We start from the raw sequence: 17157 nt of genomic DNA on the forward strand, positions 1-17157 counted from the left end.
GTAGATCTCGCCGTCATAGGTCCCGTGGGGATAGACGCCGCTCAGCACCTTCATCAGCGTCGACTTGCCGGCGCCATTTTCACCGCAGAGCGCGTGGATTTCGCCTTCCTCTACCGAAAAGCTGACGTCGCTCAACGCCTTGACGCCTGGAAACGTCTTGGTGATGTTGCGCATCTCGAGGATCACGTTCGTGCTCACGCGAGGCTCCTTTGTCCGCCGATCTCCGATGGGCGACAGGCAGAATGGTCTTGTTGTTGGTATGTTGCCGCCAGGGCGCCTCAGGGCGCACCGATCCGCGCAGCGGGCAGACTTGAAGACCGCGCGGGAGAGACCCCCGCGCGGAGAGTTGGGATATCAGAACCCGATCAGAGGTCCGATTCCTTGTAGTAACCGGAGTCGATGACGATCTCCTTGTAGTTGTCCTTGGTGACCAGGACCGGCTTCAGCAGATAGGACGGAACGACCTTCACGCCGTTGTCATAGGTCTTGGTGTCGTTGACTTCGACTTCCTTGCCCTCGAGAGCCTGCGAGACCATCTTCACGGTCTGCTTGGCGAGCTCGCGGGTGTCCTTGAAGATCGTCGAATACTGCTCGCCGGCGATGATCGCCTTGACGGACGGCAGTTCGGCGTCCTGGCCGGACACATACGGCATCGGCGTGCCTTCGGTGCCGTAGCCGACGCCCTTCAGCGACGAGATGATGCCGATCGAGATGCCGTCATAGGGCGACAGCACGGCGTCGACATGCTTGTCGGTGTAGTTGGCCGACAGGATGTTGTCCATGCGGGCCTGGGCGGTGGCGCCATCCCAACGCATCGTGGCGACCTGGGCGAACTCCGTCTGGCCCGACTGGACGACGAGCTTGCCGCTGTCGATGTAGGGCTTCAGGACGCTCATGGCGCCATTGAAGAAGAAGGTGGCGTTGTTGTCGTCGGGCGAGCCGGCGAACAGTTCGATGTTGAACGGGCCCTTGCCGTCCTTGAGGCCGAGCGGGGTCTCGAGCGACGAGGCCTGGAGCACGCCGACCTGGAAGTTGTCGAAGGTCGAGTAGTAGTCGACGTTCGGCGAGTTGCGGATCAGGCGGTCGTAGGCGAACACCTTGACGCCGGCTTCATGGGCCTTGGCGAGGATGTCCGTCAGCGTCGTGCCGTCGATCGAGGCGACAACGAGGACGTTGACGCCCTTGGTCACCATGTTCTCGATCTGGTTCAACTGGTTCGGGATATCGTCTTCAGCGTACTGAAGGTCGGTCTCGAAGCCGGCAGCCTGGAACTGCTCGACCATGCTGTGACCGTCGGAAATCCAGCGCGACGAGGACTGCGTCGGCATGGCAATGCCAACCTTGCCCTTCTCGGCGGCGTAGGACGCGGTGGCCATGGCGGAGACGCCAATCACGAGCGTGGCAGCCAGAATCTTGGTAAGCTTCATTCTCTCCCCCTTCAATCCCGCAAGGGTTGGCGACCTGCCACGCCTCGTCGGGAATTCCGTGTGAGTTGGTGACCAATTTCGTCAGGCGCTTGTCGCCCCTGACGTCCTCATAAAGCAGGACAGTCCCGCCTTATTCCCTTTTGGGGTCCGGCGACGGGCCGCCACCGGATCCGTTCCTTCCATCCACGCCGGCTGATGTCGGAGCAGGGGAAGGGCCTCCTTGATGCGATGGATGATCGACCGACCACCACCGCGGCGCCGCCCGCGATGGGCGGCGAACTCTGTCGTCCGGAACGCGTCCGGAAATGCGCATGCCAAAACCGCCCGGCGGGCGGCGCATGCATCCTGCACTCCCAGCGGCAGTTTCACCGAAACCGCGCCGCTGTCCAGACCTCGCTCGTACCGACCATCGACTAACGCGATGGCGTGAACTCGAGGTCGGGCGCTGCCGGCTTGGCCGGCGCCGAGGACGGGAACGGTCTCGGGCGGGGAGGAGAATCCTCCCGCACTGACCTTCCTTGGGTCGCTGACGGTGACATCTTTGTCCGTGGACGAAATGCCTTGCCGGGAGAGACCTGAACCCACTTTGTCGGAGCAATGAGCCGCAAACGACCGGGCAGTATCGACCTCAGGCCGCGCACTGCCACAGGCATCACGCTCACAACTCCCTGTCATACCTGATTTTTCCCCCAAATCAGCCGGAATATCCGGTCCTCTTCCCAGGCGCCGGATCGACTTTATGTAATAGTTTAGCCAAGCGCCCTCAGCTTCGCAAGCCCCGCCTTTATCCGTGCAATCCCTTGCATTTTTGCCAGAGGGGAATACGGTGCTCGCCCAACATCTCGTAATTAAAAGAGAAAATTGGACTTTAGGAGAATTTTGAGCGGTTTTCAAAGAAGTTGCAATTATAAATTCGATTATCAAACAAAATTTTTATAGGTAAAGTACAAAAATTCAATTTTAACGGGATTGTGTCAGAATTTTCTCAATCTGAGGCGGTGTGCCATCTAACCGAACTTGGTCGTCAGTGCACTGCTACGTAGTCAGTTCTCCCGGAAGGTTGGCTTGGCTAAGGGCTTCATTCAGATGAAGCATGACAGAATCGTCCATGTTTTGATGAACGTTTCGGTCAGCCAAATGCCCCGAAAACGTTGGCGGACGATGGAAGGAGCTTGGCCTGGGCCACGAAGCGCGTGGATGGCGCTCGAAAACAGCATACGGCGCCTCACCCGCTGTCTCCTCACGGAGGCTGCGTCCAGCTTGGCGATCCTACCGAAAATTGTTTCCCAACCCGGCGATCGACAGCCGCAGCTGACTGAGTTGGGGCGCGATCCGGCATCGCAAATGGGGCAAAAGGGAATGAGTCCGCCCTCAGGGCGGAGTTGGCGACAGCCGTCGCGGTCGCCTCCGGCAGTTCGGGAAGAAAAAGTGGGCGCCGATCAGCCGCCCGACTTGGACGCTGCCTTCCTGGCGGCGAGAGCGGCCTTCTTGGCCGCCCCCATTCCCTCTTTCACCTCCTGGCGGGCACGCCCGAAAGCCATGGCATCACCGGGCACGTCGGCGGTGATCACCGATCCGGCAGCGGTCAGCGCGTTGTCGCCCACCGTTACCGGCGCCACCATGACGGTATTGGAGCCGACGAAGACGTCGGCCCCGATGACCGTCTTATGCTTGAAGAAGCCGTCATAGTTGCAGGTGATGGTTCCCGCGCCGACATTGGTGCGGGCACCGATCGAGGCGTCGCCGATATAGGTGAGGTGATTGACCTTGGCGCCCTGGTCGACGCGGGCGTTCTTGATCTCGACGAAGTTGCCGACATGGACATTCTCCGCAAGATCGGCGCCCGGCCGCAGCCGCGAATAGGGCCCGACGATCGCCCCGCCGCCGACCCTTGCGCCCTCGATGTGGCTGAAGGCGCGGATCGTCGCGCCCGACGCCACCGTGACGCCGGGTGCGAACACCACGTTGGGCTCCACGACCACGTCACGACCGAGCTTGGTGTCAAAGGAGAAGAACACCGTCTCCGGCGCCACAAGCGTCACGCCGGCGGCCATGGCCTCGGCGCGCATCCGCTGCTGGAAGATCGCTTCGGCGGCCGCAAGCTGGGCGCGGTCGTTGATGCCGACGAACTCATCTTCATCCTTGCCGATCACCGCCTCCGCCCTGAGGCCGCGCGCCGTCCCGACGGCAACGGCGTCGGTCAGATAATACTCGCCTTTGGCGTTCTCATTGCCGATCGCATCGAGCAGGTCCGGCAACAGGCCCGGCCGGAAGGCCATGATGCCCGAGTTGCAGAGACGGATCGACTTCGTCGCCGTGTCGGCATCCTTTTCCTCGACGATGGCAAGGAGTCGTCCTTCCTGGATGATCAGCCGGCCGTAGCCGGTCGGCGCATCCGTCGTGAAACCGAGCAGTGCGATGTCGGCACCGGCCGACAGCCGGTCGACGAGGCTGGCGATGGTGGCCGGTCGAACGAGCGGCGTGTCCCCGAACAGCACGAGCACCGGACCGTGATGGGTGGCAAGCGCCTCGCGCGCCGCCAGCGCGGCGTGCGCCGTACCGAGCCGTTCCCGTTGTTCGAAGACCTGCGCATCCGGGGCAACCTTGCCGAGATGGGCGCGCACCCTGTCGGCGCCGGCGCCGATCACCACTGCGACACGGCTCGCCCCACCAGCACGGGCGCTTTCCAGCACAGCGTCGATGAGCGGCCGTCCGCCCACCGCGTGCAGCACCTTCGGCAGGTCGGATTTCATGCGCGTGCCTTCTCCGGCCGCAAGGACGACGGCGAGACAGGACGGATCGATCATGGTGGGCTCCCAAACAACGGTTGCCGCATTTGGCCGAGGCGAGGGGCACCGGTCAAGCGCCGACCGCACCATCCTCACGGAACGGTGCTGAGGGGCCGACTGTTGCCCGCGCGCGACAGCGTCCGACGGCCGTTGGCGCTGGATCGGATCGATCGGCGTCGGACGCTGGCGGGCAGGTGAGCGGACGGCTATCAAGAACCGGATCGTTTGCGGCAGGGGAGATTGCAGAATGGCCGACCAGTTGACCGAAAGCCATTTGCCTCCCGTGGCGGTCAAGGAACGGCGCACCGTTTACGATGGCTGGTTGACCCTCGATGTCGCGGTGCTCGAAACCACGGTGCATGGCGAGCCCCGCCTGGTGCGGCGCGAGGTGCACGACCATGGCGACGGCGCTGCCGTTCTGATCTACGATTCGCTTCGCCGGACCGCCGTGCTGGTTCGGCAGGTTCGTGCCGCCGCGCTGCTGGCCGACGGCCGCGGCATCACGCTCGAGGCCATCGCCGGCATTGTCGACGACGGCGAGGACGGCGAAACCACCGTGCGTCGCGAAGCCTGGGAAGAGGCTGGATGCGTCATCGGCAAGCTGGAGTTTCTGGGCCGCCCCTACGCCTCGCCGGGTTCGCTCACCGAGCGGGTCTGGCTTTATCTTGGTGAGATCGACGCATCGGCGCCACGCGGCAAGGGCGGTGGCCTCGCGGAGGAAAACGAGGAGATCGAGGTGGTCGAGCTGCCGCTGTCCGTGCTGGCGGACCTCGCCGATGGCGGCGAGGCGCTCGACATGAAGACGCACCTGCTCGTCGAGGCGCTTCGCCGGCGTCGGCCGGACCTGTTCGTCTGATCCGCCGCTTGCCTCAAGGACAGTCGGCGATGCGACCGGCCGGCACGTCCCGGCAGAGACGGTCGGCATCGATCCAGCCGGCCGTCAAAGCCAGGTCCAGCGCATCGACGGTAATGGTGAAGGGCTGGAGATGCAGTTCGTAGGTCGTTCCCTGTCCATCGTCGAGCGGTCTTGCCACCCCGAGTTCGCGCGGGGAGTGGCCGTAGGCCAGTAGCAGCGCCACGTCGGCCGTCTTGCGCGCCAGCGCCTCATGGTCCTCCCAGATGGTGGCCGTCTGCTGTCCTCGGGCGATGCGGTTGAGCGTTTCCGGGTCGCCCCCCTGACCGACAACGGCGACCTTCTCGACGAGGCCCCGTTCCTCCAGCACCGAAATGGCCTCCCCAGCGCTGGCGTCGTCAGGGGTCAGCACCGCGTCGACGCTGTTGCGGGTGGCGTCGAGGATATTGCCGAAGGCGCGGCGGGCATTGAGCGACAGGCCCCCCGGCGTATAGGCCTCGCCGGCGATCCGGATCAGCCCGGCACTGATGGAATCCTTGAGGACGGCGATCTGCCCCGCGTAAAGACGCGCGGTCTGTGGGTCGTCGAAGTCTCCTTTCAACAGCACCCAGTCGCCGCGCGGTCGGGCCGCATAGAGAGCCAGCGCCTGCAGCCGCCCGACGTCGGCCTGGTTGAAGCCGATGGAGAACACGCCGTCGAGCCCGATGGGCCGGTCGTAGCCGATCACCGGAATGCCGGCGGCGACCGCCATCTGGATCGACGTTTCGAGGGCGCGCGGATCGACCGCCGCAACGACCAGCACATCGACGTGGGCGTCGATGAGGCTTTTGACGTCGAGGATCTGCTTGGCGGCCGACAGTCGGGCGTCAGTCTCGATCACCGCGCCTGAGGCGGCCGACACGGCGCTGCGGATCGTTTCCGAATCCACCTTCCACTGGCGCGCGGTATCTCCCGGCCAGCTCACGCCGATGACCGGCGAGGCAATCGCCGCTTGGCAGAGCAGCCCGAAGGCGATGGCCGAAAGCACTCCCCGCATGCCGAAGACGTTCCCCCCGAAAGCCGTTCTCATGGGCGCGCGGACAATACGCGTGAGGCCCCGCGTTGTGAAGCGTGACGGCGCGCCTACTCGACCCAATGATTATCTTTGAAGCTCAAAAAAAGCGTGGACCGGGGCAGGGGGTGGTGTCAATATCCGGTGCCGCTCTGAGCCGGCTGCTTTGGGGGGATGCAGGCTGGTACCGGCCAGCTGCGTCTTCGGATCGGCGGCATGGTGAGCGGCGGAGGAGCCTCGACAGGCAAGCTTCGGCTGAAGAGTGTTCCATCCGGCAGACAGGCCGGGGAAGGCTCCCAGTAGCAATTAAGAGGGGCGCCGGAGACAGGGAAGACCTGCCCGGCGGTGGGAGGACAGGCGTTATCATGACCGTGCGTGGAGATGGGTCGCGGCGCGTTTCCGTCGGCAAGGCCGACAGCGATCATGTCAGGCGGCAGAACAGGTCGTTGGTCTTGTCGGCCCTGCGTCGGCGCGAACCGATTGCCCGTGTCGATCTTGGCGCCGAAACGCATCTGTCGCCTGCAACCATCACCGCGATCACCGCCGACCTGATCGCCGAGGGGCTGGTCGAAGCGCGCGACGACGAGGTGGAGAGCGGCGAAGCCCAGGCGGAGCCGGCGCGGCGCGGCCGCCCGCGCGTCATGCTGCGCCTCGATCCGACGGCCGGCTATGTGCTGGCGGCCAAGATCTCACGCGACAGCATCGTTCTGCAGCTTGCCGATTTCGACGGGCGGATCATCGACCGGCAGGAAGCCATCGTGCCGACCTACGAGGAGACGCGCGACGGCTTCCCGGTCAAGCTCGCCGGCCTGCTCGGCCGCATCGTCGCCGACAATGGCATCGATTTCCGTCAGGTGGCGGAGATCGCCATCGGCGCGCAAGGCTTCGTCGACACCAACACGGGATCGGTGATGTGGTCGCCCGCCTTCAGCGTCCGCGACATGCGCCTCGTCGAGCCGCTGAAGGCGTTGACCGGCCGCAACTGCATCCTCTCCAACGACGCCAACATGATCGCCCAGGCGCTGCATGAGGCCAACCCGGATATCTACAGCGGCACCTTCGCGGTGATCTTCGTCGATCAGGGCGTTGGGGCCGGCCTGTTCGTCGGCGATCGCCTGCACCATGGCGCCGCTGGTTCGGCCGCCGAGTTCGGCCACATGAATCACTTGCCAAACGGCGCGCTCTGCCAATGCGGCCGGCGCGGCTGCCTCGAGGCCTATATCGCCGACTACGCCATCCACCGGCAGGCGCTCGGTCTGCCGGAGGACGCGCCGCCGCTCAGCGTCCGGCCGACGCAGGGCGAGCTGATCGCCCATGAGGCCGCCGCCTATGCCGGCGACGAGGCGATGCGGGCCATCTATGATCGGGCGGGCGAAGCTCTGGGCTACGGGCTGGCGCGGCTGATGGCCCTGATCAACCCGAGCCGCATCGTGCTGACCGGCGGTTCGGTTCGCGCCTACCCGCTGTTCGAGGCGGGGTTGAAAGCGGCGATCGAATCGGCGCTGGTCGAGGATCTCCGCCGGTCGACGGTGATCGAGACGTTGCCCTGGCAGACCGACATGATCATGACCGGCCTCGTCTCCTACATGCTGACGCGCCTTGATCGCGAGGTCTTCGCCAATCCCGCCGAGGCCCGGCGGTTCCGGGTCGGCTGATCTCTCTACTCCGCAGCGAGCTTGGGCTTGGTTGGTCCGGCCGGCTCGTCTTCGGTGAGACCGAGCGCTGCGGCGGCGGCGAGTTCGCCGGACAGCAGGCGCTCGACATGGCCGCGCGGCTTGGCGAAACGGGCCAGCATCAGATAGGCGACCGGCGTCAGGAACAGCGTGAACACCGTCGCGAAGCCGAGACCGCCCACCAGCACCCAACCGAGGGCGACGCGCGCCTCCGCGCCGGCGCCGAAGGCGAGAACCAGCGGCACAGCGCCGACGATGGTGGCGATCATGGTCATCACCACGGGCCTCAGGCGAATGCGGGCCGCCGTCTCGATCGCCTCGCGGACGCTGCGCCCTTCGTCGCGCAGTTGGTTGGCGAACTCGACGATCAGGATTCCGTTCTTGGCCATGATGCCGACCACCATGACGAGGCCGATCTGGCTGTAGATGTTGAGCGTGCCGCCAGTGAAGCGGATGGCGAACACGGCGGCGGCGAGGCCGAAAGGCACGGTGGCGATGATGATCAGCGCCGCCACGAAGCTCTCGAACTGGGCGGCGAGCACCAGGAGAACGACGATCAGCGCGAAGCCGAAGGTGGTGGCAAGGCCGGACGACGTCTGGGCAAGCGCCGCCGCTTCGCCGGTCTGCTTGATGCCGTAGCCGGCCGGCAGCACCGAGGATGCCACCTCGTCGGCCACCGCCATCGCCTGCCGCAGCGCCACGCCGGGCGCCGGATCGATGGAGATGGGTACCGCCCGCTGCTGGCCGTCGCGCGACAGGCCGGGCGCCGTCGATCCCTCGACCAGCGTGGCGATGGCGCTCATTGGCACCATCCGGCCGTCGCCGGTGCGCAGGAAGACGTTGCCGAGGTCGGTCGGATCGTCGATCGGCGTCGCCGACGACACCAGCTTGACCGGAATGATCCGGTCGCCCACCGAGACGTCGGCCACTTCGCGGCCGTCGAGCACCGACTGCAAGGCCTGCGCGAGGCCGGTGACGGGAATGCCGAGATCCTGCGCCCGGTCGCGGTCGATGCGAACGGACAGCTGCGGCTGCGTCGGCTGGTAGTCGAGGCTGGCGCTCCGCACCTCCGGCCGCGCCTCCAGCGACCTGATGAAGGCATCGCCCACCTTGGCAAGTCCCTCGAAATCGGGGCCGACCAGGGAGAGGCGCAGTCCCTGGCCGCCGCCGCGGATGCCGAGCGAGTTGGAACTCATCGCCCGCGCCTGGATCGACGGGATGGCGGCAAGCTTGCCGTTGATCTCGGCAGCGATCTCCGCCTGTCCGCGCGATCGCTCTTCCCAGGGGGCGAGCGTCACCATCATGAAGCCGGAGTTGGTGTCGCCGCGCCCGGCGATGGCAAAGCTGGCGGTGGCCTCGCCACTGTCGAGATAGGGCTGGACGACGGCCGCCACCTTGTCCATCTGCCGCCCCATGTTGTCGATGGAGATGCCGGGGGGTGCGGTGACACTCAGCATCACCGAGCCGCGATCCTCGCGCGGCGTCAGCTCGTTCGGCAGAGTCTGGAAGACGCCCCAGGCGACGGCGGCGAAGGCCAGGGATGTTACCACTACCACGATGGGGGCAGCGAGCGCCGCATCGAGCAGCCGGCCGTAGAGCGCGGCAAGCGGCCGGCCGATCGCTCCGAGCAAGCGCGGCATGATCGCCTGCCTCTGCTTTTCCTCAGCCGGCAGGATGGTGGCGGCGAGCATCGGCGCGAAGGTCAGTGCGGTGAAGCCGGAGATGGTCACCGAGATGGCCAGCACGAAGCCGAACTCGCGGAACAGGCTGCCGGCGGTCCCCGGCAGGAAGGAGATCGGCACGAAGACGGCGGCGAGCGTCGCCGTGGTCGCCAGCACGGCGAAGAACACCTCCTCGGTGCCGAGCACCGCCGCGGCACGCGGACGCATGCCCATGTGCCGGCGGCGGACGATGTTCTCCAACACGACGATGGCGTCGTCGACCACGAGGCCAGTGGCCAGCACTAGGGCCAGGAGCGTGACGATGTTGATCGAGAAGCCGATCAGCCACATCGCCGCCAGCGTGCCGATGAGCGACACCGGAATGGTGATGGCCGGAATCAGCGTCGCCCGCCAGTTGGCAAGAAACAGGTAGATGACGGCGACGACGATGACGACGCCGAGGCCGAGCGCCAGGATCACCTCGTGCAGGGCGCCGTTGATGAAGCGCGCCTCGTCGGAGGTGATGGCGAGGTCGACACCGTCCGGCAGCGTCGGCTTCAGGCTGGCGACCACGCGAGCGACGTCGTTGGAAATCTGGATCGAGTTGGACCGGGCGGCGCGGACGATGCCCATGCCGATGCCGGCCTTGCCGTTGATCTTGAGTTGCGATGTGCCGGTGTCGGGGGCGAGCGACACGGTCGCCACGTCGCCGAGGCGCGTGGTGCCGTTTATCATCAGGCGGGCCATGCCGGCGGCGTCGGTGACGCGCGCGTCGGCGCGCACAACCAGGCTGAGGTCACGGTTGGCAAGCGAGCCGGCGGGGCTGTCCATCGACACGGTGGACAGCGTCTGGGTGAGGTCGGCGACGGTAAGACCGCGAGCCGCCAGCGCCGTCTGGTCTATGTCGACGCGGAACACCGGCTCCTGGTCGCCGAACACCTGCACGTCGGCGACGCCGTCGACAGCAGCGAGCGCGTCGGCAATCCTGTCGTTGACGAGGCTGGTCAGCTCTTCCAGCGACACCCGATCCGAGGTGACGGCGATGCGGATGATGGCATCGCCGTCGGCATCGGCCTTGACGATCTGCGGCTCGTCGATGCCGTCCGGCAACTGGTTGCGGATGCGACTCACCACGTCGCGGGTATCGTTGGCGGCGACGTTGAGGTCGGTGTTCTCGGAAAACTCGATGGTGACGCGCGACCGGCCGAAGCTCGACCGTCCGGAAATCGACGTGACGCCGGCAACCCGCGACACCGCCGATTCGACACGGGCGGTGACGTCGGTATCGATGGTCTCCGGCGCGGCGCCGTCATAGCCGACGGTCACCGTCACCACGGGGCGGTCGACGTCCGGCAGCTCGCGCACCTCGACGTCGCGATAGGCGGCAAGACCCGCGACGACCACCAGCGCGTTGACCACCAGCGCCAGCACCGGCCGGCGGACGAACAGCGCGGTGAGGGCGTGGCTGCGGCCGCTCATGGTTTGGTCCCTTCGACCCTGTTGGCCAGTTTCTCGGGGTCGCCGGCAGTCCGCACGGGAGCGTCGGCCCGCACCGACTGGATGCCTTCCACCACCACCGGGTCGCCGGGCTTGAGATCGCCGCTCACCAGCACCGTGTCGGCGTTTCGTTCGATGATGGCAACGCCGCTTCGCTTCGCCTTGCCGTCATCGATCGTCCAGACATAGGAGCCGTCCCGGTCCCACTGCACGGAGGGCGCCGGCACGGCGGTCTTCTCAACGCCGGGGAAGCGAAGGGTCACCGCGAAGGACATGCCGGGGCGAAGGCGGTCGTCGGGATTGTCCACCGTCGCCTGGGTTACCAGGGTGCGGCTGTCGGCTTCGATGCGGCTGCCGACGGCGGTGACCTTGCCCTCGAACAGCGCGCCGGGCTGCGACGGCGTCGCCACCTCGATCGGCTGACCGATGGCGACGCGGGCGGCGAAGGCCTCGGGAACGCGGAACTCGACCTTGATGGCGGAGCGGTCGTCGAGCGTGACGATCTCGGTGGAGGTCGACACCATGTCGCCCACCTCGACCGAGGTCAGGCCGACGATGCCGGCGAAGGGTGCGGCGATGACGCGGCGGCTGAGGTTGAGCTCGGCCTCCTGCAGGGCGAGCCGCGCCTTGGAGAGCTCGAAGCGCGCTGTGTCCAGCTCGGCGGCGGAAATCGCCCGCGTTTCCGCAAGCCTCTCGTTTCGGGATGCTCGGGCATCGGCGTCTTGCAGGGCGGCCTTCGCCTGCTCCAGGGCGATCTTCTCGCTGTCGTCATCGAGGCGGACAAGCGCGGCGCCGGCCTCGACCTTTGCGCCGGGCGTGAAGCCAATCTCAGTCACCATGCCGGTGGCCCTCGGGAAGACGGCGACGGTGCGAGCCGCCTCGGCGGTGCCGATGGCGCTGACGCGATCGGCCGTTTCGCTCATGACGACGGGAGCGGTGACCACCAGCGCCACCCTGGCGCCGCCGGCGCCTCCGCCTGTTCCCCGGTTGCCGCCGGTTTCGCCGCGGCGAGCACCCTCCGCCTTCGGCGTCGCTGCGGCGGCGCTATCGGCGGGAGCGAGGAAGGCCCATTGTGGCAGCAGCACTTCCGGTACGCCGGCGGCCATTAGCCGGGGACGCGCGGCCGGGTCGAGGGCTCCCCAGCCGATAATCCCCGCCAGCCCCAGGATCAGGGCGAGCGCCAGTTGTTTCCAGAAGGCCATGGTCCGGCTCCATTTCGGCGATGCAGCCAAGGGATAATCCGGAAAACTTGAGATACGAAAGCGGCGAAAATGTACGCAAGTGTAACACTTGGGGCCGGCTTGGCTCCATCATGCCATCCAAAGGCGTGAAAATGGCGGTCAGGGCGCGCGGCGGCGGAGCCATGGCCGGGTGCCGGCCGGCGGCTCCGGCAAGGCGCCCGGCTGGTAGTGGAGGTTGGGCGAAGGGTCGCGTCCCTCGGAAAGATAGCGGCGGGTGGTGTCGTTCTTGACCTCGAAGGCCGAGATGCCGACACGCCGCATGAGAGGGATCTCGTCGATCAGAACGTCACCGACTGCGCGGATCTCGCCGCCAAAGCCGGCACGGATGAGTCGGGCGGCATGGCTGAAGCCGCGGCCGTCGGCATACTTCGGAAAATCGACGGCAATGACGGCGAGCTGGCCGAGAAGAGGCAACACCTCCTCGAAGCGATCGGCCGGCGAGAAGAGAAGGCCCAGCCGGCGATTGCTCACGCTGTTGCCCTCCAGCACCGCCCGCAGCCCGGCGAGCGGCAGGATCAGGCCGTCGCTGCCATTGTCCTCGCTGGCGATGGCGAAGTCGTTGGGCTCGAAGCGGCCGGCGCGATAGACGTCCGGCGTCGAACTGCTGGTGGCGGCGCCCTGCGGCACGATGGCGGTGGCAACCATGGTTCAGATCCCCGGAATGACCGCGCCCGAAGGCTGGCCGAGATGAATGCCGCATTCGGTCTTGGCCTTGCCGCGCCAGCGGCCGGCCCGTTCGTCCTCGCCCGGCCGCACCTTGTCGGTGCAGGGCAGGCAGCCGATCGACGGATAGCCCTCGGCGACCAGCGGATGCGGCGGCAGGCGGCGCGCCTCTCGATAAGCCTCAATGCGCGCCCGATCCCAGCCAAGCAGCGGGTTGACCTTGATCCGCCCATTCGACGCCTCGAACAGCGGCAGGTTCGCCCGCGTGTCCGCCTGATAGCGCTTGCGGCCGGAAATCCAGGCCGAATAGGGCGCGAGCGCAGCGGCAAGCGGCTTCACCTTGCGGATGTCGCAGCAGGCGTCGGTGTCGGCCATCCATAGCGCGCCGGCCGGATCGATCGTGGCGAGGTCGGCTGCCTCCGGTTGGCGGATGACGAGGCCGGTGAGGCCGAGCGCTTCAACCAGCCCGTCGCGATAGGCTATGGTTGCCGGGAAGAGCTTGCCGGTGTCGAGGAAGATCACGGGCAGCGAGCGGTCGATGTCGGCGACCATGGCGAGCAGCACGGCGCTGTCGGCGCCGAAGCTCGACACCAGCGCGATCTTGCCGGCGTAAAGATCGAGCGCGGCGGCGACGATCGCTTCCGCGTCTTCGCCTTCGTGACGGGCGGAGAGCAGGCGCGCCTCAGCGGCAAGCCCCTGGTCCGGATCGACGGCAAGGCCGAGTGCGTCAAGCACCATAGAGGGCCTCCTTGAACGGTGCCTCGCCGAGCCGGCGATAGGCGGCGAGGAAGGTTTCCTCCGGCGCGACGCGGAGCTTGATATAGGTGTCGACGATCGTTTCGACGGCGTCGACGATGCCATCGGCATAAAAGCCCGGCCCGATGATTTCGCCGATCGACGCGCTCTCGTCGGGATTGCCGCCGAGGCTGATCTGGTAGAATTCCTCACCCTTGCGGTCGACGCCGAGAATGCCGATGTGGCCGACGTGATGATGGCCGCAGGCGTTGATGCAGCCGGAAATCTTGATCGACAGCGGGCCGATCTCGTCCTGCCGCTCCGGCGCGCCGAAGCGCTCGGAGAGCTCCGAGGCGATGGGGATCGACCGGGCATTGGCGAGCGCGCAATAGTCGAGGCCCGGGCAGGCGATGATGTCGGTGATGGCGCCGGCGTTGGCCGTGGCGAGCCCGGCGGCGGCAAGCGCGGCATAGACCTCCGGCACGTCATCGAGCGCCAGATGCGGCAGGATGAGGTTCTGCTCGTGGCTGACGCGGATTTCCGAGAAAGCCCACTTTTCGGCGATGTCGGCAACGGCGTCCATCTGGTCGGCCGACGCGTCGCCGGGGATGCCGCCGATCGGCTTCAGCGAAATGGTGAGCGAGGTATAGCCCGGCGCCTTGTGCCGATGGAGGTTCTGGCGAACAAAGCGGTCGAGCGCCGGGTTGGCGGCGCGGGCGGCATCGAGCTTTGCAGAGACCGCAGGTCGCTCCTCAAAGGCCGGCGGCGCGAAATAGGCACGGATGCGCGCCACTTCTTCGGCCGGCAGACCGAGAACGCCGCCTCGGATCTCGGCGAACTCCTCCTCCACCATGCGCCTGATCTCGTCGATGCCGGTCTCATGAACCAGGATCTTGATGCGCGCCTTGAACTTGTTGTCGCGCCGACCGAACAGGTTGTAGACGCGCAGGATCGCGTCGACATAAGCCAGAATGTCGGCTTCCGGCACGAAGGGGTTGATCTCGCGCGCCAGCATCGGCGTACGGCCCTGGCCGCCGCCGACATAGACGGCAAAGCCGATGCCGCCGTCTTCATCGCGCTTCACCTCAAGGCCGATGTCGTGCAGGCGGATGGCTGCGCGATCGTGGGCAGCGCCGGTCACCGCGATCTTGAACTTGCGCGGAAGGAACGAGAACTCCGGATGCAGCGACGACCATTGCCTGAGGATCTCCGCATAGGGGCGGGGGTCGTCGGCCTCGTCGAAGGCGGCTCCGGCGAAATGGTCGGCGGTGACATTGCGGATGCAGTTGCCCGAGGTCTGGATGGCGTGCATCTCCACCTCAGCCAACTCCGACAGGATGGCCGGCACGTCCTTGAGCGCCGGCCAGTTGAACTGGATGTTCTGCCGGGTGGTGAAGTGGCCGTAGCCCTTGTCATAGACGCGGGCAATATGGGCGAGGCGGCGCATCTGGGTCGACGACAGCGTGCCGTAGGGAACGGCGATGCGCAGCATGTAGGCGTGGAGCTGCAGATAGACGCCGTTCATCAGCCGCAGCGGCTTGAACTCGTCTTCGGTGATCTCGCCCTTCAGCCGCCGCTCCACCTGATCGGCGAACTGGGCGACGCGCTGCTGCACGAAGGTGGCATCGAACTCGTCATAGCGATACATGGCGGCCTCCTTCCTCAGACGGCACCGGGGCGGTGGTCGGACTTGACGGTGGGGCCGAAGGCGCGGATGCGCTCGCGAAGCCGCTTCGGCACGATGCGACCATCCGTTACGTCCACCGGCACCGTGACGACGTCGAGCACCTTCGACGCCTTGACGTCGGCCTGCGCGGCGGCTTCGGCTGCGACGAGCTGCTCGGCGCCGTCGATCAGCTCGGCGGCACCGATGTCGGCGACCCAGTCACCGGTGGCGGTGCGATAGACGACGTCGCCGTCGAAAAGTCGGTTGGCGGTCAGAATCTCGGGCATTGGCATTCCGGTGTCCGCAAGGCTAGCAATCCTGACTGACACATAGTCGATCGTCCTGCCAAGGGCCTGCGTCATCATTTCAAAAAGCGTGGCGACTGCGGAAAAAACATCCCGCTGCCGCCCGATTATTGAAAGACTACAAAGGCTGTAGGGTATTTGTCGCGAAAAACCGGGTTCATTTGCCTCTAGATGTTGTCCAGCAGCTTGAACCAGGTCATCGCGGCCACCAATGTCGGCCAGCGCAACAGCGGCCCGCCGGGGAAGGGCGTCACCGGCACCTTGGCGAAGGTGTCGAAGCGGCCCATGGCGCCGCCTACCGTCTCGGCGATGACATGGCCGACGAAGGGCGCCAGCATCACGCCCTGTCCCGAATAGCCGGCGGCAATGAACACATTGGGCCTTGGCCGGCGGATGAACGGCATGCGGTTGAAGGTGATGCCGAGCGTGCCGCCCCAGGCGTGGCTGATCGGCACGTTGGCAAGCTTGGGATAGACGCGGGCGAGGTGAGGCCGCACGAAGGCTGCGATGTCCTCGGGGAAGGCGTGGCTATAGGTTTCGCCGCCGCCGAACACCAGCCGCCGGTCGGGCGTCTGGTGCCAGTAGTAGACGACGAAGCGGCTGTCGCTCACCGCCTCTTCGCCGGGGATCAACAGGTCGTCGAGCGGTTCGGTGGCGACCACGAAATTGTTGATCGGCAGCACGCGGGCATCGGTTTCGGCGTCGAGGCCGCCGAGATAGCCGTTGCCGGCCATGATCACCGTTTCGACCATCGCCTCGCCGTCGGCGGTGACGACGATCGGCCGCGCACCGTGCAGGATTCTCGTGACGCGGCTGTCCTCGTACAGCGTCGCGCCGGCGGCGACGGCCGCCCGGGCAAGGCCGAGGGCGAACTTCAGCGGGTGCAGCTTGCCGCCCTGCGGGTCGAAGCTGCCGGCGTGGTAGATGTCGGTGCTGATCCGCCGCGCCGTCTCGTCTCGGTCGAGAAACTCACGCTCGATGCCCCACTTTTTCCTGAGGTGATCGATATGGCGCTTCTCCGCCTCCACCCAGCCCGGCTTGTGAACGCTGTGGATGAGGCCGGGCCGGAAGTCGCAGTCGATGCCGTTCTCGGCGATCAGCCGGTCTAGGTGAGCGCGCGCCTCGTCGGCAAGCCGCAGAAGGTCGCGCGTCGGCCCTTCACCGATCCGGGCCGCCAGCCAGTCGGGATCCTGCCGCTGACCGGGATGGATCTGGCCGCCGTTGCGGCCCGAAGCCCCCCAGCCCATCTTGTTGGCCTCGAGCAGGACGACCTTGTACCCGGCCTTGGAGAGCGACAGCGCCGCCGACAGGCCGGTGTAGCCACCGCCGATGATGGCGACGTCGGCCCGGCAGTGACCCTTCAGGGACGGATAGGTCGGGATATCGCCGGCGGAGGCGGCATACCAGGAAGCAACGTGCGGGGCTCGCCCTTCGGCGGGCATGAAGGTGGGCGCGGAAAGCATGCGGGTCGGTCCAAACGTGATGTCGTCCGAAAGCCTTGGGCAGCTTCGGATGGTGTGGGATCGGCCAACCTGCGCCACAGGGCCGTCCTCCCGGTCGCCTCAGCGTCGTCCGCGTCGAACGCACCCTATCCGA

13 protein-coding genes are annotated in these 17157 nt (G+C 66.4%); 2 read left to right on the forward strand and 11 right to left on the reverse strand.

Annotation, left to right across the window (positions count from 1 at the left end):
* The 3 genes from CXZ10_RS20980 to glmU form a co-directional block, all read right to left on the reverse strand.
* Positions 1-174 (reverse strand): ATP-binding cassette domain-containing protein (locus CXZ10_RS20980; RefSeq protein ID WP_143741588.1); only part of this gene is annotated, 174 nt, incomplete at its 3' end.
* Between the two features lie 191 nt (positions 175-365).
* A complete protein-coding gene (chvE, locus tag CXZ10_RS20985) occupies positions 366-1427 on the reverse strand; it encodes a multiple monosaccharide ABC transporter substrate-binding protein (RefSeq protein WP_101291326.1) in 1062 nt (353 codons plus the stop codon).
* Between the two features lie 1439 nt (positions 1428-2866).
* Positions 2867-4234: a bifunctional UDP-N-acetylglucosamine diphosphorylase/glucosamine-1-phosphate N-acetyltransferase GlmU gene (gene glmU, locus CXZ10_RS20990; RefSeq protein WP_101291327.1), complete on the reverse strand. Its 1368-nt coding sequence runs from the start codon at positions 4232-4234 to the stop codon at positions 2867-2869.
* Positions 4235-4463: 229 nt separating this feature from the next.
* Here glmU and CXZ10_RS20995 point away from each other — a divergent pair, with 229 nt between their 5' ends.
* Positions 4464-5072: an NUDIX domain-containing protein gene (locus CXZ10_RS20995; RefSeq protein ID WP_101291328.1), complete on the forward strand. Its 609-nt coding sequence runs from the start codon at positions 4464-4466 to the stop codon at positions 5070-5072.
* 13 nt (positions 5073-5085) lie between these two features.
* On the opposite strand, the gene CXZ10_RS21000 is transcribed toward CXZ10_RS20995, so the two are convergent.
* Entirely contained in the window at positions 5086-6105 is a 1020-nt protein-coding gene (locus tag CXZ10_RS21000; RefSeq protein WP_180336119.1) for a substrate-binding domain-containing protein, read from the reverse strand.
* 380 nt (positions 6106-6485) lie between these two features.
* On the opposite strand from CXZ10_RS21000, the gene CXZ10_RS21005 reads away from it, so the two are divergent.
* Complete coding sequence (locus CXZ10_RS21005) at positions 6486-7775, forward strand: ROK family transcriptional regulator (RefSeq protein WP_101291330.1); 1290 nt, start codon at positions 6486-6488, stop codon at positions 7773-7775.
* Between the two features lie 5 nt (positions 7776-7780).
* Here CXZ10_RS21005 and CXZ10_RS21010 read toward each other — a convergent pair whose 3' ends face one another.
* The 7 genes from CXZ10_RS21010 to CXZ10_RS21040 all read right to left on the reverse strand — a co-directional run bounded on the left by CXZ10_RS21010 (position 7781) and on the right by CXZ10_RS21040 (position 17024).
* Complete coding sequence (locus CXZ10_RS21010; RefSeq protein WP_101291331.1) at positions 7781-10933, reverse strand: efflux RND transporter permease subunit; 3153 nt, start codon at positions 10931-10933, stop codon at positions 7781-7783.
* Positions 10930-12153 carry an efflux RND transporter periplasmic adaptor subunit gene (locus tag CXZ10_RS21015; RefSeq protein WP_101291332.1) on the reverse strand — a complete coding sequence of 408 codons (1224 nt, stop codon included), beginning with the start codon at positions 12151-12153 and terminating at the stop codon, positions 10930-10932. The genes CXZ10_RS21010 and CXZ10_RS21015 overlap by 4 nt, the downstream gene beginning before the upstream one ends.
* Positions 12154-12291: 138 nt before the next feature.
* Positions 12292-12837, reverse strand: coding sequence for a DUF934 domain-containing protein (locus tag CXZ10_RS21020; RefSeq protein ID WP_101291333.1), 546 nt, complete (start codon positions 12835-12837; stop codon positions 12292-12294).
* Between the two features lie 3 nt (positions 12838-12840).
* On the reverse strand, positions 12841-13593 hold the full coding sequence (locus CXZ10_RS21025; protein WP_101291334.1) for a phosphoadenylyl-sulfate reductase: 753 nt from the start codon (positions 13591-13593) through the stop codon (positions 12841-12843).
* On the reverse strand, positions 13583-15238 hold the full coding sequence (locus CXZ10_RS21030; protein ID WP_101291335.1) for a nitrite/sulfite reductase: 1656 nt from the start codon (positions 15236-15238) through the stop codon (positions 13583-13585). The genes CXZ10_RS21025 and CXZ10_RS21030 overlap by 11 nt, the downstream gene beginning before the upstream one ends.
* Before the next feature lie 14 nt (positions 15239-15252).
* Positions 15253-15543: a DUF2849 domain-containing protein gene (locus tag CXZ10_RS21035; RefSeq protein ID WP_180336120.1), complete on the reverse strand. Its 291-nt coding sequence runs from the start codon at positions 15541-15543 to the stop codon at positions 15253-15255.
* 185 nt (positions 15544-15728) lie between these two features.
* The gene (locus CXZ10_RS21040) at positions 15729-17024 is read right to left on the reverse strand and encodes an NAD(P)/FAD-dependent oxidoreductase (RefSeq protein WP_244617296.1); all 1296 of its coding nucleotides are present in this window, start codon (positions 17022-17024) and stop codon (positions 15729-15731) included.
* Positions 17025-17157: the final 133 nt, after the last annotated feature.

The organism is Pleomorphomonas diazotrophica, assembly GCF_002844595.1.
Taxonomy (GTDB): Bacteria; Pseudomonadota; Alphaproteobacteria; order Rhizobiales; family Pleomorphomonadaceae; genus Pleomorphomonas; species Pleomorphomonas diazotrophica.

Bases quoted from the DNA above. Each gene is read 5' to 3' on its own strand.
- CXZ10_RS21000 (WP_180336119.1), bottom strand. From the start codon at position 6,105: ATGCGGGGAGTGCTTTCGGCCATCGCCTTCGGGCTGCTCTGCCAAGCG.
- CXZ10_RS21040 (WP_244617296.1), bottom strand. From the start codon at position 17,024: ATGCTTTCCGCGCCCACCTTCATGCCCGCCGAAGGGCGAGCCCCGCAC.
- chvE (WP_101291326.1), bottom strand. From the start codon at position 1,427: ATGAAGCTTACCAAGATTCTGGCTGCCACGCTCGTGATTGGCGTCTCC.
- glmU (WP_101291327.1), bottom strand. From the start codon at position 4,234: ATGATCGATCCGTCCTGTCTCGCCGTCGTCCTTGCGGCCGGAGAAGGC.
- CXZ10_RS20995 (WP_101291328.1), top strand. From the start codon at position 4,464: ATGGCCGACCAGTTGACCGAAAGCCATTTGCCTCCCGTGGCGGTCAAG.
- CXZ10_RS21030 (WP_101291335.1), bottom strand. From the start codon at position 15,238: ATGTATCGCTATGACGAGTTCGATGCCACCTTCGTGCAGCAGCGCGTC.
- CXZ10_RS21005 (WP_101291330.1), top strand. From the start codon at position 6,486: ATGACCGTGCGTGGAGATGGGTCGCGGCGCGTTTCCGTCGGCAAGGCC.
- CXZ10_RS21015 (WP_101291332.1), bottom strand. From the start codon at position 12,153: ATGGCCTTCTGGAAACAACTGGCGCTCGCCCTGATCCTGGGGCTGGCG.
- CXZ10_RS21035 (WP_180336120.1), bottom strand. From the start codon at position 15,543: ATGCCCGAGATTCTGACCGCCAACCGACTTTTCGACGGCGACGTCGTC.
- CXZ10_RS21025 (WP_101291334.1), bottom strand. From the start codon at position 13,593: ATGGTGCTTGACGCACTCGGCCTTGCCGTCGATCCGGACCAGGGGCTT.
- CXZ10_RS21010 (WP_101291331.1), bottom strand. From the start codon at position 10,933: ATGAGCGGCCGCAGCCACGCCCTCACCGCGCTGTTCGTCCGCCGGCCG.
- CXZ10_RS21020 (WP_101291333.1), bottom strand. From the start codon at position 12,837: ATGGTTGCCACCGCCATCGTGCCGCAGGGCGCCGCCACCAGCAGTTCG.